Origin of the sequence: Polaribacter marinus (assembly GCF_022662535.1) — a bacterium.
GTDB lineage: Bacteria > Bacteroidota > Bacteroidia > Flavobacteriales > Flavobacteriaceae > Polaribacter > Polaribacter marinus.
Genome location: NZ_JAKQYM010000002.1, coordinates 161,303 through 184,428, shown reverse-complemented (window position 1 = coordinate 184,428; position 23,126 = coordinate 161,303). Strand labels below are relative to the sequence as shown.

At 28.0% G+C, this 23,126-nt stretch carries 20 protein-coding genes; 17 read left to right on the top strand and 3 right to left on the bottom strand.

All coding sequences use genetic code 11. The features are described 5' to 3' along the window. Positions 1 to 35: 35 nt before the first annotated feature. The 8 genes from MC378_RS04020 to MC378_RS03985 all read left to right on the top strand — a co-directional run bounded on the left by MC378_RS04020 (position 36) and on the right by MC378_RS03985 (position 6,475). Entirely contained in the window at positions 36 to 983 is a 948-nt protein-coding gene (locus MC378_RS04020; protein WP_242177438.1) for an isopenicillin N synthase family dioxygenase, read from the top strand. Positions 984 to 1,054: 71 nt separating this feature from the next. Beyond that, positions 1,055 to 1,378, top strand: coding sequence for a translation initiation factor (locus MC378_RS04015; protein WP_242177437.1), 324 nt, complete (start codon positions 1,055 to 1,057; stop codon positions 1,376 to 1,378). Positions 1,379 to 1,428: 50 nt separating this feature from the next. Next, positions 1,429 to 2,373, top strand: a complete 945-nt coding sequence (locus tag MC378_RS04010) for a DUF1835 domain-containing protein (protein WP_242177436.1) — start codon at positions 1,429 to 1,431, stop codon at positions 2,371 to 2,373. After that, on the top strand, positions 2,374 to 3,243 hold the full coding sequence (locus tag MC378_RS04005; protein WP_242177435.1) for a nucleoside phosphorylase: 870 nt from the start codon (positions 2,374 to 2,376) through the stop codon (positions 3,241 to 3,243). Further along, the gene (locus MC378_RS04000; protein ID WP_242177434.1) at positions 3,244 to 4,104 is read left to right on the top strand and encodes a substrate-binding domain-containing protein; all 861 of its coding nucleotides are present in this window, start codon (positions 3,244 to 3,246) and stop codon (positions 4,102 to 4,104) included. 20 nt (positions 4,105 to 4,124) lie between these two features. Continuing rightward, positions 4,125 to 4,271, top strand: a complete 147-nt coding sequence (locus tag MC378_RS03995; RefSeq protein ID WP_242177433.1) for a hypothetical protein — start codon at positions 4,125 to 4,127, stop codon at positions 4,269 to 4,271. Positions 4,272 to 4,577: 306 nt separating this feature from the next. Further along, positions 4,578 to 5,456 carry a UDP-2,3-diacylglucosamine diphosphatase gene (locus MC378_RS03990; protein WP_242177432.1) on the top strand — a complete coding sequence of 293 codons (879 nt, stop codon included), beginning with the start codon at positions 4,578 to 4,580 and terminating at the stop codon, positions 5,454 to 5,456. A gap of 5 nt (positions 5,457 to 5,461) precedes the next feature. Beyond that, positions 5,462 to 6,475: a glycosyltransferase family protein gene (locus MC378_RS03985; protein WP_242177431.1), complete on the top strand. Its 1,014-nt coding sequence runs from the start codon at positions 5,462 to 5,464 to the stop codon at positions 6,473 to 6,475. Here the strand turns inward: MC378_RS03985 and MC378_RS03980 are convergent. Then, a complete protein-coding gene (locus MC378_RS03980; protein ID WP_242177430.1) occupies positions 6,459 to 7,124 on the bottom strand; it encodes a uracil-DNA glycosylase in 666 nt (221 codons plus the stop codon). The two genes, MC378_RS03985 and MC378_RS03980, sit on opposite strands and share 17 nt — an antisense overlap. 285 nt (positions 7,125 to 7,409) lie before the next feature. On the opposite strand from MC378_RS03980, the gene MC378_RS03975 reads away from it, so the two are divergent. The 6 genes from MC378_RS03975 to MC378_RS03950 all read left to right on the top strand — a co-directional run bounded on the left by MC378_RS03975 (position 7,410) and on the right by MC378_RS03950 (position 15,661). Continuing rightward, a complete protein-coding gene (locus MC378_RS03975; RefSeq protein WP_242177429.1) occupies positions 7,410 to 8,159 on the top strand; it encodes a prolipoprotein diacylglyceryl transferase in 750 nt (249 codons plus the stop codon). A gap of 10 nt (positions 8,160 to 8,169) precedes the next feature. Further along, positions 8,170 to 8,757 carry a hypothetical protein gene (locus MC378_RS03970; protein WP_242177428.1) on the top strand — a complete coding sequence of 196 codons (588 nt, stop codon included), beginning with the start codon at positions 8,170 to 8,172 and terminating at the stop codon, positions 8,755 to 8,757. A 61-nt stretch (positions 8,758 to 8,818) separates the two neighbouring features. After that, a complete protein-coding gene (locus MC378_RS03965) occupies positions 8,819 to 9,748 on the top strand; it encodes a CPBP family intramembrane glutamic endopeptidase (protein ID WP_242177427.1) in 930 nt (309 codons plus the stop codon). A 108-nt stretch (positions 9,749 to 9,856) separates the two neighbouring features. After that, positions 9,857 to 12,700 carry a sensor histidine kinase gene (locus MC378_RS03960; protein WP_242177426.1) on the top strand — a complete coding sequence of 948 codons (2,844 nt, stop codon included), beginning with the start codon at positions 9,857 to 9,859 and terminating at the stop codon, positions 12,698 to 12,700. A gap of 1 nt (position 12,701) precedes the next feature. After that, positions 12,702 to 13,445 (top strand): LytR/AlgR family response regulator transcription factor, encoded by a 744-nt coding sequence (locus MC378_RS03955; protein WP_242177425.1) that lies wholly within the window; start codon positions 12,702 to 12,704, stop codon positions 13,443 to 13,445. 11 nt (positions 13,446 to 13,456) lie between these two features. Then, positions 13,457 to 15,661: an endonuclease MutS2 gene (locus tag MC378_RS03950; RefSeq protein ID WP_242177424.1), complete on the top strand. Its 2,205-nt coding sequence runs from the start codon at positions 13,457 to 13,459 to the stop codon at positions 15,659 to 15,661. Here MC378_RS03950 and msrA read toward each other — a convergent pair whose 3' ends face one another. Then, positions 15,662 to 16,312, bottom strand: a complete 651-nt coding sequence (gene msrA, locus MC378_RS03945; RefSeq protein WP_242177423.1) for a peptide-methionine (S)-S-oxide reductase MsrA — start codon at positions 16,310 to 16,312, stop codon at positions 15,662 to 15,664. It abuts the gene before it with no gap. Positions 16,313 to 16,451: 139 nt separating this feature from the next. Between msrA and dnaX the strand changes: the two genes are divergently transcribed. Further along, the gene (gene dnaX / locus MC378_RS03940) at positions 16,452 to 18,140 is read left to right on the top strand and encodes a DNA polymerase III subunit gamma/tau (RefSeq protein WP_242177422.1); all 1,689 of its coding nucleotides are present in this window, start codon (positions 16,452 to 16,454) and stop codon (positions 18,138 to 18,140) included. 5 nt (positions 18,141 to 18,145) lie between these two features. Here dnaX and MC378_RS03935 read toward each other — a convergent pair whose 3' ends face one another. Next, a complete protein-coding gene (locus tag MC378_RS03935) occupies positions 18,146 to 19,960 on the bottom strand; it encodes a cation:proton antiporter (protein ID WP_242177421.1) in 1,815 nt (604 codons plus the stop codon). Positions 19,961 to 20,087: 127 nt separating this feature from the next. On the opposite strand from MC378_RS03935, the gene MC378_RS03930 reads away from it, so the two are divergent. Both MC378_RS03930 and MC378_RS03925 read left to right on the top strand, forming a co-directional pair. Next, entirely contained in the window at positions 20,088 to 20,921 is an 834-nt protein-coding gene (locus MC378_RS03930) for a universal stress protein (protein WP_242177420.1), read from the top strand. 3 nt (positions 20,922 to 20,924) lie between these two features. Then, entirely contained in the window at positions 20,925 to 23,117 is a 2,193-nt protein-coding gene (locus tag MC378_RS03925) for a SulP family inorganic anion transporter (protein ID WP_242177419.1), read from the top strand. Positions 23,118 to 23,126: the final 9 nt, after the last annotated feature.

Here is a 23,126-nt window from a genome sequence, read left to right as displayed (position 1 = left end):
TAAATTTATAGCCTTTTTATATAAAACTATTTAACATGAATAAAATACCAAGTGTAGATTTATCCGATTTTTTATCAAATGATGAAAGCAGAAAACAAAAGTTTATTGCAGAAATTGGTCACGCATATGAAAATATAGGGTTCGTAGCATTAAAAGGTCATTTTTTAGATGATAAATTAGTTGATGATTTATATTCTGAAATCAAAAACTTTTTTGACTTACCGATAGATGTAAAAGAAAAATACGAAATTCCAGGAATTGGAGGACAAAGAGGTTATGTTTCTTTTGGTAAAGAATCTGCTAAGGGAAAAAAAGAAGGAGACTTAAAAGAATTTTGGCATTTTGGTCAATATGTAGATAAAGACTCTAAATATGCACAAGAATATCCAGAAAATGTAGAAGTAGAAGAGCTTCCTAAATTTAACGAAGTTGGAAAACAAACTTACAAAATGTTAGAAAAAACAGCAAAATATGTACTACGTTCATTGGCATTGCATTTAGGTTTAGAAGAAACTTATTTTGATAATTACATTAAAAACGGAAATAGTATTTTACGTCCAATACATTATCCACCAATTAAAACAGAACCAAAAGGAGCAGAAAGAGCTGCTGCACATGGAGACATTAATCTAATTACTTTATTAATGGGAGCACAAGGAAAAGGCTTACAGGTTCAAAATCATAAAGGAGATTGGATCGATGCTATGGCAGCACCAGACGAATTAATGATTAATGTTGGAGATATGTTATCTAGACATAGTAACAACAAATTAAAATCTACAATTCATAGAGTTACAAACCCTCCAAAAGAAATGTGGGGAACTTCTCGTTATTCAATTCCTTTTTTTATGCATCCTGTTTCTGATATGAAATTAAATGTTTTAGAAAAATGTATTGATGAAAATAATCCTAAAAAATTCGAAGATATTACGGCAGGAGAGTTTTTAGATCAACGTTTAAAAGAACTTGGATTAAAAAAGTAAATCAGTCTACAGTTGCAGTTTGTAGTAGCAAACTCACTAAAACTGCAACTAAACACTGTTAACTAAAAAATATGGATTTTAAAGACCAGCTGAAAAACTTGTTTCCAGATCATCAAGAAACGAAAGACATTGTAAAAGAAAAATCAACTATATGGATGCAAGAAGATCCTATTATTTGTAAATACGAAAAAAGAAAAGGAAAACCAATCACTATTTTAGAAGGTTATACTGGTGCCACATCAGACTTTAAAATTCTTGCCAAAGAAATTAAAACAAAACTCTCTGTTGGCGGAAGTTTTAAAGACGACAAAATAATTATTCAAGGTGATTATAGAGATAAAATAATGGCTATGTTAAAAGAAAAAGGATTCAAAGTAAAACGCGTAGGCGGATAATTTTTTTAATTAACACAATAAAACATCACAACAGACGTTGTTTTTAAATTATGGGGGGTTCAACATTACACATTACCAACGGAGATAGCACCACAAATTATCTTCAAAAATTACGTTTTCCGGGAGAATTTATCACTTGGCGAGAAATGTTATGCGAAGGTAAAACTACAACAGACGTAGGAAGCGAAACTTTCTGGAAAAACAGATTCGAATTTTTTAAAACTTCTTACAAAGTTAGCAAACAAAAGTTTATAAATTATACTGTAAAAGAATACAGAAATCTTTGTAATAAAAAAGAACAAAAAGAAATTGTTCTTTGGTTTGATCACGACTTATTTTGTCAAATTAATATGATCGCAGTTTTAAGCTGGTTAAAACGCTATAGAAAAGGCTACCATATTTCTTTAGTTAGTAGTGAAAAAATTAAAGGAGTAAAAAAAATGTTATCGTTCCCAGAACTTTCTGAAGAACAAATAAATAGCAGTTATAAAACCAGAATAGAATTAACTCAAGATGATATTGAATATGCCGATTATATTTGGCAATTATATTGTTCAGACAGTCCATTACGCTTAGAAACTGTCTACAAATTCAACCCAATGTCTCCTTTTAAATATTTAGCAGCTGCTTTAGAAGCACATTTACAACGTTTTCCATCTATAAAAAATGGTTTAAATGTTGTAGAAAATAATATTATTAAAACAGTTAATACACATCAGTTTAACTCTAAAGAACAACTTGTTCATCAACTTTTGAAAGATCAAAAAATATATGGTTTTAGTGATTTGCAATACGAACATAAAATAGAAGAACTGCAAAAATTATTTGCTTCTTTCAATCCAGTTAAGCTCTCTAAAAAAGGAAAACAAGTTTTAGAAAATCAAATTAATTTTTACGGTCAATTACGTAATGATATTTCGTATCTTGGCGGCTCTAAAAAATACAGTTTTTTGTTTCATAACGAATCTAAAAAACTCTTACAAATTACATCATAAATGCCTATACAAAATTCTGAACTTATCTTAAACCCTGATGGAAGTATTTACCATTTAAATTTAAGACCGGAAAACATTGCTACCGACATAATTTTTGTTGGAGATCAAAACAGAGTAGAAAAAGTTACACAACATTTTGATTCTATAGAGTTTACAACTCAAAAAAGAGAATTTAAAACAACAACAGGTGTATATAAAAACAAACGAATTTCTGTTATTTCAACAGGAATTGGACCCGATAATATAGATATTGTTTTAAATGAATTAGATGCATTGGTTAATATCGATCTAGAAACAAGACAACCTAAAACACAACTTACATCTTTAAACATTGTTAGAGTTGGTACGTCGGGTTCTTTACAAAATGATATTCCGGTAGACTCTTTTGTAATGAGTTCTCATGGATTAGATCTAAATGGAATGCTTCATTCTTATCAAATAGATGAAATTTCAAATACTGATATAGAAGATGCTTTTGTAAAACACACCAATTGGAGTTCTAAAAAATCATATCCTATTATTATAGAAAATAGTAATGAATTAGAAATTAAATTATTTTCTAACAAAACTTTTAAAGGTATTACTGCTACTGCAGGAGGTTTTTACGGTCCACAAGGAAGAATTTTACGTTTAGGTTTACAAGACGATAACTTAAACAGTAAAATTGATAGTTTTAATTTTAATGGAAATAGAATTTCTAACTTAGAAATGGAAACTTCAGCTATTTACGGTTTGTCGAAACTATTAGGTCATAATGCACTTTCTATGAATGCAATTATTGCAAATAGAGCAAACGGTTCTTTTAGTGAAAATCCAGGTAAAGTAGTTGCCAATTTAATAGAGTATACATTAGATAAATTAGCTGGATAAATGACTAACTTAAAAGTTGGCGGAGTTCCAGAACACTTTAATTATCCTTGGTATTTAACGTTAAAAAATAAAGAATTTACACAAAAAAACATTAATCTTCGTTGGAAAGATTATCATGGTGGTACAGGACAAATGTGTAAAGCTTTAAGAAATGGCGAAGTTGATATTGCTATTGTTTTAACTGAAGGCATTATAAAAGATATTTCTGATGGAAATCCATCTAAAATTGTACAAACATTCGTACAGTCTCCTTTAGTGTGGGGAATTCATGTTGCCGCAAAATCGACCTTTAAGAAAATTGAAGATTTAGAAAAAGCTACTATTGCTATTAGTAGGTTTGGTTCTGGTTCTCACTTGATGGCAATTGTTAACGCTTATAACCAAGGTTGGAATATAGACAAACTAAAATTTAAAGTTGTTGGTAATTTAGAAGGTGGTATTGAAGCTTTGACAAATGGAGATGCAGATTATTTTATGTGGGAACATTTTACAACAAAACCTTTAGTAGACAACGGTACTTTTAGAAGAGTTGATGACTGCCCTACTCCTTGGCCTTGTTTTGTTATTGCTGTTAGAAACGAAGTTTTAGAAAATAATTTTAGCGAGGTAAAACAAGTTTTAGAAATTATTAATAACAAAACTAATGGTTTTAAAGATATTGAAAATATTGACACTATTCTAGCAGACAGGTATCAACAACAGCTAAAAGACATTAAAGATTGGTTAAAAATCACACATTGGAACACAGGAAAACCAATTACTAAAAATTTAATCACACGTATACAAAATAAAATGATTCGTTTTAACGTTATCAAAGAAAAGAAAAATTCGGGCAATTTTGTAAAAAATATGTACATTTAACCCTTGAAAAAACATTTATAATGAAAAAGATAATATTTATTGGAATTTGTGTTTTAGGATTGATCAGCTTTTCTTCATGTAGAAGCTCAAAATCTTCTTGTGGTTTAGCAGATAATAACACAACAACAACTATTCAAACAACATTAAAGCAAGCAGATATAATTTAAAAAATCTGTTTGTTTCTTAACTTCAAATTCAATGAATCCGCTTTAAAAGCGGATTTTTTTTTTACAAAACAATCTACTAATAATCAAAACATTAACATAACTTCTATATAACATTTTAGTAAGATTTAACTTACGTTATTTTCATTTTTATTTTACAATAACAAAACATTAAGCTTGTAAGTTTGATAAACTATAATAGTAATGCATTTGTTTTCACTATTCTTAAAATTACAATTCTTCTACGGGTTCTTAAAAAGACTTTCTGTAATTAAAACTCAAAAACTATATTTTATTACTTAAATAAAAATGAAAAAAACAAAAAAACGAAAGTTAGATTATGTTGTTATTTCTGATGTACATCTAGGAACATACGGCTGTAAAGCCAAAGAGCTTTTAAATTACTTAAAAACTATAGAACCAAAAGTATTGATATTAAATGGAGATATCATAGATATATGGCAATTTAACAAACGTTATTTTCCAAAGTCACACATGAGTGTTATCAAACATATAACCTCACTCCTATCTAAAGGAACAGAAGTCTATTACATAACAGGGAATCATGATGAAATGTTACGAAAATTTAAAGGATTTAGATTAGGAAATTTTAAAATCTTAAACAAACTAGTTTTAAATATTGATGATAAAAAAGCATGGATTTTTCATGGAGATGTTTTTGACATCACTATGCAACACTCTAAATGGCTTGCCAAATTAGGAGGGAAAGGGTACGATTTTTTAATTTTAATAAACACATTTATAAATTGGATAAGCAATCTTTTAGGGTATGGAAAGTTATCGCTTTCTAAAAAAATAAAAAATAGTGTAAAAAGTGCTGTAAAATTCATCAATAATTTTGAAATAACTGCCGCTGAAATTGCTATTGAAAATGCCTATGATTATGTAATCTGTGGACACATACATCAACCAGAAATTAGAGAAATTGAAACTCAAAAAGGAAAAACAATCTATCTAAATTCTGGCGATTGGATAGAAAATTTAACAGCCTTAGAATTCAATAACAAACAATGGAATCTGTACGAATATTCCAAAGATGAGATTGCTAAAAATTTAGAAAAAAAATTAAGTAAAAAAGAATTGAAAACTGTAAACAAAAAACATAATAACAACTTTCTGTTTGACGAATTATTAAAAGAGTTCGATATTCAAAAACCTCTAAAATAATATTTATGAAAATACTATACGCAATACAGGGTACAGGAAACGGTCATTTAACTAGAGCTAAAGAAATTATTCCTGTATTACAACAAAAAGGAGAATTGGATATTTTAGTAAGCGGGAATGAAAATAACTTAGATTTAGGTTTCGAAATAAAATACAACTTAAAAGGATTAAATTTTACTTTTGGAAAAAAGGGTGGTATCGATTTTTGGACAAGCTTTAAAAAGATGAAATTATCTCATTTCTATAGAGAAATAAAGAATCTACCAATAAAAAACTACGATTTAATCGTTAATGATTTTGAACCTATTTCTGCTTGGGCTGCAAAATTAAATAATGTAAAAGTTATTTCTTTAAGTCATCAAAATGCAGTATTAGATGCTGCATCTCCTAAATATGGAAAGTATAAAATAGAAAAATTGATATTAAAATACTATGCTCCTGCTAAATTCCGTTTTGGTTTTCACTTTAAAACCTACAGCTCCGAAACCTTTACTCCAATTATCAGAAGAATAGTTAGAACAACAAAAACAAGTAACAAGGGGCATTTTACTGTATATCTCCCCTCATATAGCATAGAAAAAATATCAAAAGTTTTATCATTAGTTCCTATGGTAAAATGGCACGTATTTTCTAAAGAAACCAACAGTTTAATTTTTAAAAAGAATATTACAATTTATCCGATTAATGAATTTGATTTTATTAAAAGTATGGCTTCTTCTGCAGGTGTTCTTTGTGGAGCAGGATTTGAAACACCTTCTGAAGCCTTGTTTTTGAAGAAGAAACTGATGGTAATTCCAATGAAAAACCAATACGAACAACAATGCAATGCTTTGGCTCTAAAAGAAATGGGTGTTAATGTAATAAAAAAACTGAGTAAAAAACAAATTCTAAAAATTGCAAAATGGATTCATATTCAAAATACAATTGAAGTTGAATATCCAAATACAACAGAAGAAATTTTAGAAGCTCTTTTATTACCCTATTACAAGCAACCAATATTGCCTACCATTCTATCTTAGTTTTTTGTTTGCTTTTTAAAATTTCATTAGTCATAGAAAAATGCTGATTTCCAAACCAATAACCTCTATTAGCACTTAATGGAGATGGGTGTCCTGATTCTAAGATTGAATGTTTATTCTTATCTATCAATTTAGATTTTTTCTTAGCAAAACCTCCCCAAAGCAGAAAGACCACATTACTTTTTTGATTTGAAATTTGTTTGATAATTGCATCTGTAAAAGTTTCCCAACCTTTCTTTTGATGACTTCCAGCTTCGTGTGCTCTTACTGTTAAAGTTGCATTTAATAGTAATACCCCTTGTTTTGCCCACTTTTCTAAATTTCCACTACGTGGATACTCAACACCTAAATCTGTAGTAATTTCTTTAAAAATGTTAATCAAAGATGGAGGATGTTTAATTCCGTCTTTTACAGAAAAACACAATCCATTTGCCTGATTTTCTCCATGATAAGGATCTTGTCCTATTATGACCACTTTTACATCTTCAAAAGAACAAAAATCAAAAGCTGCAAAAATATCTTCTTGCTTTGGAAAACATTGGTGATTTTTATATTCTGACGATACAAACTTTGTAAGTTCTTTAAAATACGTTTTATCAAATTCTGATTGTAAAAGAGTTGACCAAGATTTTGGGAAATTTTCTTGCATTTTAGATCATTTTTTTTTCAAAGATATTCAATTTATCAACAGAACTACTCCTCTTATAAAATCAACATTGCTTCTATAAGAGAAAGTCATTCTACTTACAATTTGGTGAAATTGAATTTTCTTTCCTTTAATCAAAAGTCATATTCCTTTAATGAACCTAATATTTCTATATATGACTACTTATAAATGGTCTAAATAGAAATATCTTCAAAATATATAAACAATAAATTGATTTAATCTTAGTAAAAAATTCAATAAAAATTACTAATTATTAAAACTAACAATATGTATCCAAAACTATTAGAATACGAAAACATTACGATTTACACATATGCATTTTGTATTGTTTTAGGTACTTTATTAGCTGTTTTATATACAAAATGGCAAACTAAAAAAACATTAAATCTAGTTTTACCAAATACATTTTTCTATTTAATATTTATAACTGGATTTTTAGGGGGAAAGCTATTTTTATTTTTTGAAAAACCCATATATTATTTACAAAGCCCAAAAAGTATATTCAATATTTTTTCAGGGGGATTTGTTTTTTATGGTTCTTTTACCTGTATAATCGTATTTATAATTGGGTACTTAAGAAAGCATAAAATAGCCATTTTACCTTTAATAGATATCTTAGCTATTACTACAACTATTGTTCATGCAATTGGTAGAATGGGTTGTTTTTTTGCAGGATGTTGTTACGGCAAGCCAACTAATTCTATTTTCGGAGTTCATTTTCCAAATACTCATTCTGTAGCAGTACATCCAACTCAATTATATGAAGTAGGCTCCATTTTAATAATTATGAGTTTGCTTTTTGTCATCAGAAAAAACAAAAGTTTTGACGGACAAGTATTTATTTCTTATGTAATTCTATATGCAATTGCAAGAACTGTATTAGAAATATTTAGAGGAGATCAAAGAGGTTATATTATTCAAAACTATATATCACATTCTCAATTTATTGCATTTATTTTTATAAGCATAACAACTTATTTATATATCAAATTAAAATCAAAAAAAATAACCCTTTAAAACTAAAATCATGAAAAATTTATTAAAAAACACATTACCTTTTCTATTGTTAATTAGTGCTATATTTATCATTGGTGCTAGTTGTGGAGATGGACTTTCACCCACACCTTCAGGTGATGTTTGTGATAACGCCGACACTTCAATAGAGACTGCATTATCTAGTTTAAACAATAGTTCTATGGATTTACAGGTGCATGAATATGTATTTACAACGAGTGAACCAGGTAATATTTGTGCTATCGGCTATCAAAGTTTTGCACAAACTACTCCATACGCAATAGATAATAGTGCTGTGAGCTATGAAATAGAAATTGTAGGGGGACCAACCATTAATAGTACATTTTCTAACTCTAACATAGAATATATTTCTCTTAGTACACCTTTTGCAATAGTACCAGGTGTAAATTATACAATTAGAAGAACTGGAGGCGATGGTTTAAATACTTCTAATGGTTACACAGCCGCTGCTACATTTCCTTATACTAGTAGCAATTTTACTTTTGTAAGTTCAAATTTTGTAGATAGTGATAGCAATGGTGGTGGTCCTGTTGCTAATAATGGTATTCCTAAAATTTATTTCACATTTACTACGGACTAATTTTTTTACAATTAAATAAATGAGTGTTAGTTTTAACACTCATTTTTTAATACTACCCTAAATGGCAACCATACTAACTTATCTAAAAAAACATTTTTCTGAAGATTATAAAATTACTACCTATTTGCTGTTTTTTTTATTTATAGGAATTCTTATTTTTCTAAATCATACAACAAATATTCCTACATTATTTTTTAGACAGCATCAAGATTCACCTTATATATATGGGTACTACTTTTTATTTTTTGGTTTTGCATACTATTCAACAATTATAATAATTGCTACCACAAAGTCCGATTTTAGTTTTCTTAAAAAGTTATCTTTTTGGCTTACAAGTTTATTTGCAATTCTATTGGTTAGTATTCGATTTGGATTTTTAAATCATTACAGTTGGATTCAAGAAAATATAGCACCTGAAAAAGTAGAGTTTTATACAAAGGTAATTGCCAGAAGTATTCGCTTTATAATATTTTCAATCGGAATTTTAGTTTTCTATAAATTGATTGAAAAACATAATAAAAATTTTTATGGTTTTTCAATTAAAGATGTGAAATGGAAACTATATTTATTGTTACTATTAATTGCTTTTCCTTTTATTTTATTTGCTTCTTATCAACCAAGTTTTTTAAGACAATATCCTTCAATTGGCTATACAGGAACCTTTATAAATAAATGGCTTGCTCTAGTAATTTACGAGCCGACATATTTATTAGATTTTATTTCTATTGAATGGTTTTTTAGAGGCTTTTTAATACTAGGAATGATAAAAAGTTTAGGATCTAAAGCAATTCTACCAATGGTAGCTTTATATGTTTTTTTTCATATTGGCAAACCTACAGGAGAAATTATAGGATCTGCTTTCGGTGGTTATGTATTAGGCGTAATTTCTATGTATAGTAAATCTATAATAGGCGGAATCGTTATTCATATGGGTGTGGCATTTTTAATGGATGCAATGGCCATATTTCAAAAAATTGATAGTTTTTTTTAAACCTATTCTAACTTTAAAAAATAGCATAATCAAAATAAATATTCCTTTATAAAACAGTAATTAAATAACTAATAGGATAATAGTATCTTTGAAAAACAAAAATAAACCTTGAAATTCTTAAAAATTCATATCACTTTAGTTTTCATATTAATATGGAGTTTTTCCTACTCTCAACAATACACAAAAATTACTGTTAAAGAAGGTTTACCAAGCAATCATGTATACAAAATAATACAAGATACAAATGGGTTTATTTGGTTTGCTACCGATAAAGGTTTGGTAAAATATAATGGTAATTCTATGAAAACTTTTACCACTAGAAATGGTTTATCTTCCAATGATGTTTGGGGGCTACACGCAACAACAGACGGAAAAGTATGGTATTTATCTAAAACTTCAAAATTAGGTTATATTAAAAATGACAGTGTTTATGCTTTTGAAAGTGAAATTAAAGATGAAATATTTGCTCCTAATTATACCAGTCAAATTGGTAATAAAATTATCTTAACAAGTAATAGCCGATCTCATCATTTAATAAACGGTAAGTGGAAATTATTATTAAGCAATAATTTACTTAAAAATAAGCCTAAAATATATATTAAGCACCCAAATATTGCTTTCCTAGACAGTTCAACAAACTTAGATACTGTGAAAATCATTTATCAAAATGGAAAAACAAAGGTTCTCACAGGTTTAGGTAATATTAAAAACCCGATTAATAGAGGACAAATAACAGATAGTATATTTTATTGGGTTGGAGAAAAAAAATATACTATTTTAAATTTAAATACTTCCAAAATTTATAGCCGTAATTATAAAGATGAAATTGGATTAGAAAAATCAAAATACACTAGAATAAACCTCATTAACAATCAAATTCAAATTACAGGAAAAGGATTTGTGGGTATTTTAGATGCTAATTTCCATATTACAAAATCGGTATTAATTCCTTCAAAATTGGATGCACATTTTGCAATGATTGATAAAAATGAAACACTGTGGATTGCTACTTTTTTAAATGGTGCTTATCAACTTTCTAAAACAAAAACAAATATTAAATATTCATTTGAGCATGAAAACGTTTCAAAAACTAATGCTATTAAAGGAGAGATTATAGCTAACATTTATAATCATGGTTTTTTTAAATACAATGCAGATCAAAAAAAATTCTCTCCTTATATTAAAGAAAATGAATACCTGTTTAGTGCAACATATATAGATTCTTTAGAAACTGAATTCTATATTTCAAAAAATAAAATTAAAGTTAAGAAAAGTTCAACAAAAACAAAAGTATTTGATTTTACCAAATTTCCTTTTTACACGAATGAAACTGCAAGAAAATTAGTCTATTATAATAATTATTTATACGGAGATTTTACGGGTGGTATCAATAAAATTGATTCGAAGAATCTAGAGATTATCAAATATTACAATCAAAGAGGAATCAACAATTTAATTACGTTTAATAACCAATTTCTAATTGCCACCACAAACGGATTAAAGCAATTTAAAAACCAAGAAATAAAAGAAGTAACATTTAAAGGAATTCGATTTACGAAATCGATATTAAGTATCAATAAAATATCTGAAACACATTTATTATTAAATACAGATGGTTTTGGTTCTTTTGTAACCGATTTAAACGATATATATCAATTACCAAATTCTGATTATTTAATTGTTAATAATGCGTTTATAGAAAATAAAAATATTTGGCTGGCAACCAATTCTGGAGTTTACAAATACTTTTTACATAAAAATCATTACCGTCTCGAAAAAAAATTGCTATTAGCCAATGGCCTCCCCTCTTTACAAGTTAATGATGTTTTTGTTTTAAAAGATGATGTAATTGTGAGTACAAATAATGGTATTGCCATTTTACCTAAAAATCAAAAAAAAAGTAATGATTTATTAGATATTTATATCGATAAATTAAGCTATAATAATCATCTTATAAAACCAAACAACAGTACATTTAAATATATAGCTAATAATAATATCAACATTTCTGTTTCTAGCATCGATTTTTCGGAAGGAAACCAAAATTTATCCTATCAGTACAAATTAGAACCACTTCAAACTAATTGGAAAACTACTGAAACTACAAATATTAACTTTAACGATTTACAAGCAAACAAGTACATTTTTAATATTAAAACCCATAATTTTCAAAAGAAGATTGAGTTTACAATTTTGCCTTTATGGTATCAAACATTATGGTTTAAAGCCACTGTTCTTTTAATTTTAATCAGTTTATTTTTTAGAACTGTTTGGTATTTGAGTAAAAGAAAGCAAGTACAAAAAAGTAAAAAAATATTACAGGAAAAACAGCTTTCAGAAATTCAGTTAAAAGCACTGCGCTCTCAAATGAATCCGCATTTTGTATTTAATTCATTAGCTGCCATACAATATTTTATAAATGAAAATAATTTTGAAGATTCAGAAAAATACCTTGTAAAATTCTCAAAATTAATAAGACGTTTTTTTGAACTCTCAAAAGAAACTACAATTACTCTAAAAGAAGAAATAGAATTACTTACTAACTATTTAGAAATAGAAAAATTACGCTTCAAAGAAAAATTAGAATTTAAAATTAACATAGAAGATAAAGTTGGTTTCGAAAAAACTAAAATTCCAACAATGCTGTTACAACCCATTGTAGAAAATGCCGTTAACCACGGAATTTTTAATAAATTTGATACAGGAAAAGTTACAATAAACTTCATTAAAATAGATGATAAAACGTATCAAGTTTTAATTATTGATGACGGAGTAGGCTTTGTAAATACTCAATCTAAAAATAAAAAAATAAAATCTTCTCGTGTATTACAACAACGTTTATCTTATTTAAATACTTCAAAAGAATGGGAGATAGAGTATTTTACAGAAGAATTATATCCAGAAAAAGACGAACGAGGAAACAAATCAACCTTTATCATTAAAAATAAATAATATGAATCCAATTACAGCAATTATTGTTGATGATGAAATTTCAAACTTAAAAGGTTTGCAAAAAAAGATGGCTAATTTGTTTCCAGAAATAAACATAATTGCAACCCATCAAAAACCAGAAGAAGCCATTTTAGATATCGAAAAAAAACAACCCGATATTTTATTTCTAGATGTAGAAATGCCAAGGATAGATGGTTTTGAATTACTCTCAAAATTAAGAAACATTAATTTTCAAGTAATTTTTGTTACTGCTTTTAGTGAATATGCTATAGAAGCTTTTAAAAAATGTGCTGTGGGATATATTTTAAAACCTATAGATGATGATGATCTTATAAAAGCTGTACACAAAGCAAAAGAAAATATAGAATTGAAACTAGAAAATAAAAAAAACGTAAACCTACTACAGTTTATTTTAGAAGCTAATTCTAATGCCAATAAACTAATTATACCAACAATAAAAGGTGTTTCTTTTATCCCACAAAAAGAAGTTATTCATGTAGAAGGATTCGATGGTTATACGAAGATTCACCTAATAGATAAAACAGAAATTGTAAGCTCTTATAATATTGGTAAATATGAAAAAATGATGAGTAAACTATTCTACAAATGTCATAAATCTCATATTATTAATTTAGAAAAAGTACGTCATTTTGAGAATGAAGGATATATTATTTTAGAAAATAAAAAAAGAGTTCCAGTTTCTAAAACCAAACGAAAAGAATTTATAGATTTGTGCTCGCAATAAAATCTATATTTTTGAACCATAACATATCAACCAAAACATTACAAGATTTAGAGTTTTCAACAGTTTTACAACATGTTGCAGAACATTGTATATCGGGTTTAGGTAAAGAAAATGTTGCTCAAATTCAACCAATTGTAGATAAGGAGCAGCTATTTATCGAATTAAATTTGGTTAATGAATACCTCTCATCCTTTTTAAGCGAAAATAGAATCCCTAATCATGGCTTTGATAATGTTACAGAGAGTGTAAAACGTTTGGCTATAGAAAACTCTTTTTTAGAAACAGAGGCTTTTTTAAAAATAGCAACTACATCACTCACTGTTAATGAATTGATGAAGTTTTTTAAAAAATTCAAAACTCAATTCCCTACATTTTACGAACTTTCACAACAAATTGAGTACACCACTTTTGTTGATGACGAAATAAAGAAAATTATAGATATTTCTGGAGAAGTAAAAAACAACGCATCATCCGTTTTAAAACAAATAAGACAAGACATTAACAATATACGTGGTAAAATTGGCGCTAGTTTTTCAAGTGCTTTATCTAAAGCTATATCTTCTGGGTATTTAGATGACATTAAAGAAACAGTTGTTGATAACCAGCGTGTTTTAGCTGTTTCGGCCATGTATCGAAAAAAAGTAGCAGGTAGTTTATTAGGTGCTTCTAAATCTGGAAATATCGTTTATATTGCACCACAAGCAACACTTTCTTACAGTAGAGAGTTTCAGAATTTAGTGTACGAAGAAAAACAAGAAATTGTAAAAATTTTAAGAACTTTAGCAGAAACAATTAGACCTTTTGTTCCACTTTTAAAAACTTACATTACCTTTTTAACACATGTAGATTCTCTTGGAGCAAAAGCAAAATACGCCAAAGAAATAAATGCTGTTTTACCTAAAATATCTAATACAAAAAAGATTTATTTTAAAAATGCTGTTCATCCTATTCTATGGAAAAAAAATCAGCAGCAAAAAATTAAAACTGTTGCTCAAACAATAGAGTTAAACGAAAAACAACAAATTATAGTAATTTCTGGACCAAATGCAGGTGGAAAAAGTATTACCTTAAAAACCATTGGTTTACTACAGTTAATGTTGCAATGTGGTATTTTAATTCCTGTTGATGAACGCAGTGAAACCTATATTTTTGATAGTATTCTAACAGACATAGGAGATAATCAATCTATTGAAAATCAACTAAGTACTTATAGTTATCGTTTAAAAAATATGCGTAATTTTTTACGAAAATGCAACGAAAACACATTGTTCTTAATTGATGAGTTTGGAACTGGTTCTGATCCCGAATTAGGAGGTGCCTTGGCAGAAATTTTCTTAGAAGAATTTTATTATAAAAAAGCTTTTGGAATTATAACTACCCACTACTCTAATTTAAAAGTTTTGGCCAATGAATTAGAAAACGTTACCAATGCAAACATGCAATTTGATGAGCGTTCTTTAGAACCTTTATACCGATTGTTTATAGGGCAAGCTGGTAGCTCTTTTACATTTGAAGTTGCTCAGAAAAATGGAATTCCATTTAGCATCATCAATAAAGCAAAAAAACGAGTAGAAACGGAAAAAGTAAGACTAGATAAAACAATATCGAAACTACAAAAAGAGCGAAATCGATTACAAAAAAAATCTGATAATCTAGAAAACCAGCATTCTAAAGGTCAAGAACATATAGAGAGTTTACAAGAAAAAGAAAATAAAATTCAAGAAAAATTAGCAGGTTTTCAAGAACTTTATGATCAAAATCAAAAAATGCTTTCTTTAGGTAGAAAAACAAATGAGTTACTTAACAAGTATTTTCAAACCAATAATAAAAAAGAATTAAATACTAATTTTAATAAATGGGTAGCAGATTTAAAAGTAAAACAAGCTAAAAAAAATCCTATACTCCCTAAAACTAAAGGACAAAAACAGAAAGCAAAAATTGTAGAGCAACAACAACAAAAAATTATTAAAGAAGTAGAAAAAGAAGTTTTAAAAAAAGTAGTAGAAGTTAGAAAAGAAAAGAAAATTGTAGCTGCAAAAATTGCAAAAGAAAAATCTGAATATGTTTATCAACTAAATGATAGAGTCCGCATAATCGATTCTACAACTGTAGGTACTATTGATAAAATAGATAAAAAAAGTGTTACTATAAACTACGGAATTTTCACTACAAAAACTTCTGTAGCAAAATTAGAACTGGTAGAAAAAGCAAAATAATTACTTTTCTTTTTTTAATAATTCTGGAAATTGCTTTTTAAACTTATTTAATCTCGGTATAGAAACAGCTTTTACATAACCTTGATTTGGATTTCTACGTTCAAAATCTTGATGATAATTTTCTGCTTTATAAAACTTCGTAAACTCGGTTACTTCTGTTGCAATTTTACCATTGTATTTTTCTTTATTTAGTTTTGCAATAGTTTGCTCAATAATTTTCTTTTCATCTGCTGTTTGATAAAACACAATCGATCTATATTGGCTTCCATAATCTGGATGCTGTCCATTTACAGTTGTTGGATTATGAGATCCATAATACACATCTACTAAAGTTTTAAAACTCAATTTTTTAGGATTGTAGTACACAGCAACAGTTTCTGCATGTCCAGTTTTCCCAGTTCCAATTGTTTCATAAGTTGGATTCAATGTATGACCACCAGCATAACCAGAAACAGCTTCGTCAACCCCTTTTACGCTTTCAAAAATAGCTTCTACACACCAAAAGCAACCACTAGCAAAATAAGCGATTTCAATTTCTTTTTGAGTAGGGTTAGTAATTCTTATAATTGAATTTTCTTTTTCCGAAAAACCAAAACTAGCTACTAAAACTATTATAAATACTATTGATAAAACTCCTTTATATACTTTCATTCTAAAATTTTATTTTTTATTTGGTCGGAACAATAATAATAACCCTACAATTGTTTACAACTTTAGCTTTTTGTTAAGAATGAAAGTTGTAAAATCTTACTTAGATACTTACTTTTGTTATTTAAATTTAAACAATTAAATGGAGCATTTTATAGTTTCTGCACGTAAATACCGTCCTCATAATTTCGAGGATGTCGTTGGGCAACAAGCCATTACAAATACGTTAGAAAATGCTATTAAAAACAACCATTTGGCACAGGCCTTATTATTTACAGGACCGCGTGGTGTTGGTAAAACATCTTGTGCAAGAATTTTAGCAAAAAAAATTAATCAGCAAGATGCAGAACTTTCCGAAGATGAAGATTTTGCTTTTAATATTTTTGAACTAGATGCTGCTTCTAACAACTCTGTAGATGATATTAGAAGTTTAACTGATCAAGTTCGTATTCCGCCACAAACAGGAAAATACAAAGTATACATTATAGATGAGGTTCACATGTTATCTCAAGCTGCTTTTAATGCCTTTTTAAAAACATTAGAAGAACCGCCTGCTCATGCTATTTTTATTTTAGCAACTACAGAAAAGCATAAAATTATTCCAACAATTTTATCTCGTTGTCAAATTTTTGATTTTAAAAGAATAGGTGTTTTAGATGCAAAAAATTACTTAAAAGTAATTTGCGAAAAAGAGAATATAACTGCGGAAGATGATGCTTTGCACATAATTGCTCAAAAAGCTGATGGAGCGATGCGTGATGCTTTATCTATTTTTGACAGAGTGGTTAGTTTTTCTGGAAAAAATTTAACAAGAGAAGCGGTAACTGAAAACTTAAACGTTTTAGATTATGAAACGTATTTTAATATGACTGATTTGTTGTTAAACAACAAAATTCCAGATGTACTAAATGCCTTTAACACTGTTTTAGGAAAAGGGTTTGAAGGTCATCATTTTATAAATGGTCTTGCAAGTCATTTTAGAGACTTATTAGTAGCCAAAGACAAAGCTACTTTAGAATTATTAGAAGTTGGTGATGCTGCTAAAAAGAAATATTTAGAGCAAGCTAGTAAAGCAAGTATTCCATTCTTAATGCAGGCCATTAACAAAGCCAATGATTGCGATTTAAATTACAGAGCTAGTAAAAATCAACGATTGCTGGTGGAATTATCATTAATGCAAATTGCCTCTATCACTTTTGATGGAGAAAAAAAAAAGTCAGCTAACTACATAATTCCTGCTACTTTTTTCCAAGCACTTTCTCCGGTTGCAAAACAAATAATAAAACCTGTACAAATACAAAAAAAAGCTCCTATAAAAAACACTCCTGTTTTAGAAAAACCGAAACTAGCAAAGCCCATTTTAAAATTTGCAGAAAAGCGCCGTTCTACACTTTCTCTAAAAAGTCTTCAGCAAAAAAAAGAAACCAAGAAAGTTGTATTAGAAGAGAATTATGACAATCATCCTAAAACTGTTTTTACAGAAAAAGAATTATTAAAATTCTGGAAAGAATATCATCAAAAAATGATTAAGAAAGGTGAAAACAATATGGCAACTGCCTTAGGAGTTAGTACTCCAAGATTAGGAAATAACTTTACCGTTCTATTAAATTTACCCAGTACTTTGATTGAAGATCATTTTAATGAAGGGAAACATAAATTTTTAACCTTTCTTAGAGAATCTTTAAACAATTATGCTGTTAGTGTTTCAATTAAAATTGACGAAACAATTGAAGTAAAAAAAGCATACGGAAATACAGGAAAATACAAGTTATTGGTTAAGAAAAATCCGCTTTTAGAAAAATTATGTCAAACTTTTGAACTCGAATTATAATTTCCTTATATATTTTTCCCTAAATAAATTAGCTTACAATTCTCCTTGGTTTTCTCACTTTTTTCAAATTCTGAAATAAAATATAGTTCTTCGTCTTTTTTAACAAATAAAGGAACCGATTTTAATTCATTAAACAACTTAGAAAACATTTTATTATATTCTTCTTCATTAGCTATTTCAACCTCGTAAATTTTAGGACTATCTCTAAAAGCTTCACTTAAGTTTATATAGTCATCTTTAGGTGTAAATAAGTGATTATTATTAACTGAATCTGTACTTCTTATTTCTTTAGAAGTAGCTAATCTATATGCTCCATGTTCTCCAAAAGATTTAGAAAAACTATTAATAGCATATTCATTTACGGCTTCACTTCCTGTCATTGCTAACAAATATCCAACATCATTTAACTCTATATTATCGGTTAAATCATCATCATAAATATTAACTGTAAAAGCTTCTAAACCATTTTCTAAAGCTGTTTCTATAAACTTTTTATTAGAATCTATTAATACAACTCTTTTACCTTTCTCTTTTAAATAATTAGCAATTATTCTTGCAGGGTTAGAAGCTCCTATAATTAAAATAGCATTAGAACTTTTTAGAAAAACACCTACCATTTTAGCAAACAATCTTGCTGTGGTAGCATTTAAAAGTACTGTTCCTAAAACAATCATAAATACTAACGGAGTAATATACTCTGCCCCTTCTACTCCTTGTTTTATTAATTTACTACCAAATAAAGAAGCAATACCTGCTGCAACTATACCTCGAGGTCCTACCCAACTTATAAATAATTTTTCATTTAATTTTAAGTTAGAATTTCTTGTACTAGCAAAAACGGCTAAAGGTCTAATTATAAAAACTACAATTGCAAAAAGTGCTGCCGTTTTCCAAGTATATAATAATAGTAAATCTTCTATATTAATATTTGCAGAAAGTAAAATAAATAAAATAGATATTAACAGTACGCTTAAAGATTCTTTAAAATATAATAACTCTTTTAAGTTTGCTAATTTTCCATTTCCTAAAACCATTCCCATTACTACAACAGCTAATAAACCAGACTCATGTGCAAACATTTCTGAAAGAACAAAAACCAATAGGACTGCTGATAATGAAACAACATTTAATAAGTAATGAGGAATTAATTTTTTATTAATAGCATAAGCCAAAGCATGTGCAAAAGTAAAACCAAAAGAAGCTCCAAAAAGTAAAATTTTACCAAACTCCATTAAAGCCGTTTTTGTAAAACCACTTCCACCATCAACACTTATAAACTCAAAGACCAAAACAGCTACTAAAGCTCCTATTGGATCAATTAAAATACCTTCCCATTTTAAAACTGTTGAGACGTCTTTTTTTAAGGGAATATTTCTTAAAATTGGAGTTATAACAGTTGGTCCCGTAACTATAATTAATCCTGAAAAAAGAAAAGAAAGTTCCCATCCTAAATTAAAAACATAGTGAGCTACAATTCCTGCTCCAAAAAAGGTAATGGCAGAACCAAGGGTTATTAATTTTGTAATAACAGGGCCAACATTTTTAATTTCATTTCTTTTTAAGGTCAATCCTCCTTCAAAAAGAATAATACTAATTGCTAATGAAACAAAATAATACAGTGCATCTCCAGGAAAAAGTCCTTTTTGACCATTCCAAATCGGTTCAATCCACTTTGTTCCATCTTCACTTAAAAACTCTGCTGCTATGGGGCCTACTAATAGTCCGATTAAGATTAAGGGTAAAATAGCAGGAATTTTAAATTTCCATGCAACCCATTGTGCTAATATTCCTAAAATGATAATTCCTGCTAATTCTAACATAAAATATATTAAACTATATTAAAAGTAAATTTAAGGATGTTTTTGTTTCAGAAAAATAATTTTATAGTTTTTTTCTTTCTTCTAAAGTTCCTTACCTTGTGCCTATAACTCAAATATAAAAGGTTTCTTGCTAAAAGTTAATAAAATTTTAATAGGTATTGCATTTTCTCAAAACTTAAAACCAAACTTATTTGAAGCTATAAGATTAGCTAATATGTTTAATGCTGAGTTAGTTGGGGTTCATGTAGGAAAAAAAACAGAAGAAAAAACTTCTAAACTAAATTTACTTTTATCTGAAACAGATGATTTAAAAAAACCTTTAAAAACAATTTGGCAAGAGGGTAAACCTGTAAATGTTATTTTACAAACTTGTAGTAAAGAAACAATTGACTTATTAATTTTAGGTGCTTTACAAAAAGAAAATCTCTATAAATATTATGTAGGTTCTATTGCTAGAAAAATTACAAGAAATGCTCCTTGTTCCGTTTTACTTTTAATAAAGCCTTCGGTAAAAAGAGTTCCATGTAAACACATTGTTGTTAATGGTTTAAAAGATGATAGAACTGAAGAAACTATCAAGTCTGCTTTTATGGTTTCTAAAAGTTTAAATTGTAATAAAATTACGATTGTAGAAGAAATCAGTCAAGCAGAAATTCAAATTAAAGTTAATGATGATTTAAGTTTACGAAAAGCAAATATTGCAAAAGATCGTATAAAAAAGAGAGAAGATACTCGTGTACAAAACATCTTAAAAGAAATTGATTGTAACAGTTTAACAGTAAAAATTCAAAGTATTTTTGGGAAAAGAGGATATTCTATAGGTCATTATGCAAAAATTAAAAGAGCCGATTTATTAGTTATGAATGCTCCAAAAAAATCAAATTTATTAGACAGAATTTTCCCACATGATATCGAATATATTTTATCTGGATTACCAACCGATGTTTTAATTGTAAAATAGCAAATGGTAAAAAAATCCCCTTACAAAACATTTTTAAACGAAGTCCCTAAAAACCTTTTTGCGGGTTTTGTTGTTTCTTTAATTGCACTTCCTTTAGGATTAGGATTGGCTTTAGCTTCTGGTGCACCTCCAATTTCTGGAGTAATTTCTGCAATTGTTGGCGGATTTATTGTTTCTATTATTGGTGGCTCTAATGTTACAATTACAGGACCAGGAAATGGTTTAGTAGTTGTAATTCTAGCCGCAATTACTACACTAGGAAATGGAGATATGCAACAAGGTTTTTTATACACACTTGCGGCAATTGTTATTTCTGGAGTCTTATTAATTATTCTTGGTTTTCTAAGAATGGGATCATTGGGAGATTTTTTTCCTTCTTCAGCAATTCAAGGAATGTTAGCTGCAATTGGTATTGGTATTTTTGCCAAACAAATTCATGTAATGCTAGGAGATACTGATGCAAAAGGAAGTATTATTGAGTTGCTTTTAGATGCACCCGAAGGAATTATAAATCTCTTTAACACAGACAATTCAAGCATATTTTATGCTGGTTTAGTTGGAATAGGAAGTTTACTAATAATGATCTTTTACAGCAAAATTAGAAATCGATATTTCCAATTAATTCCTGCTCCTATGTGGATTGTTGTTATAAGTGTTGGTATGTATTATTATTACGATTTAATTTCAGCAGCAAACTACCCTATCGATAAAAGTTTATTAATTTCTTTACCCAACGATGTTTTATCAAATTTTGCCTTTCCTGATTTTAGTAAATCGTATGAAATGGAATTTATAAATGCTGTAATTGCAATAACCTTAATAGCAAGTATAGAAAGCCTTTTAAGTATTAAAGCCGTTGATAAGTTAGATCCTTTAAAAAGACGCTCTAATATTAATAAGGATATTAAAGCTTTAGGAATAGCAACAGTTATAAGTGGTTTTTTAGGAGGATTAAATGTTGTAGCTGTTATTGCTAGAAGTTCTGTTAATGTTAATAATAATGGTACCAATAGATCTTCAAACTTTTTTCATGCAGGGTTTATAGTGCTATTTATTTTACTATTTGCTACAGAATTACGTAAAATTCCACTTCCAGCTTTGGCTGCAATTTTAGTGTACACAGGTTATAAATTAGCGTCTCCAGAAAATATCCGTAAAGTATTTAAAGTAGGTAAAGAACAATTAATAATTTTCTTAATTACTTTATTCACCACAATTGCAACAAGCTTAATAATAGGTATTTTAACAGGAATAATTATCACGTTTATCATACATATAATTATCACTAAAAATGCATCATTATTTTTTAAAAACGTATTAAAACCAAATGTTTTAATGTTTAAAGAAGATGACAAATACTATGTTAGTGTCAAAAATTTTTCTAGTTTTTTAAACTATATTAAACTAAAAACCAAATTAGATCAAATACCCGAAAATCAAGAAGCCATTATCGATTTTTCTTTATGTGATTTTGTAGATGATTCTGTAATGGAAAACATGAATAATTATACAGAAACTTTTGAAAGAAAAGGAGGTCATTTTGAAATTATTGGCTTAGATGATTCAAAATCAGTGAGTGATCATCCTTTTGCTTTACGTAAAATTATTCCGAAACAAATTATTCCTAAAAAAGGAGTTTTAACCAAAAGGCAAAATTCAATACAAAAAATAAGCAACGAAATGCATTGGAAATATGATGCTTTTTATGCTGATAAAATTAACGTTTTACCCAATTTTGGGTATTTTAAAAACAGAAAAATAAACAAAGTTTCTAATGTACTTTCTAATGATAACTGTATTATTTTTGATGTACAATTATCTGAAGGAGAAATGATTGCAAAACAAGTAATTAAAGCAACGATGTTGCTTATTCATACCCAAATAGATCTTCCTGATTTCACTTTAGATAGAGAAGGTATTTTTGAATACATCTATCATTTTGCAGGTTATAAAGACATTGATATCAAAGCTCATCCTGATTTTAGCAAACGTTTTTATTTATCAGGAAAAAACGAAGAAAAAATTAGAAACTTCTTTACAGATGAGCTTGTATTATTCTTTGAAAGTAACAAACAATATCACATAGAAGCAACAAATGTTGGTCTTTTAGTTCTTGGAAATGAAAGGTTAGCAAGTGTAAAAGAAATAAAAGCTCTTTCTTTTTTCGGAATAAATTTAAAGAAAATTATAGACTAATCTATTTCA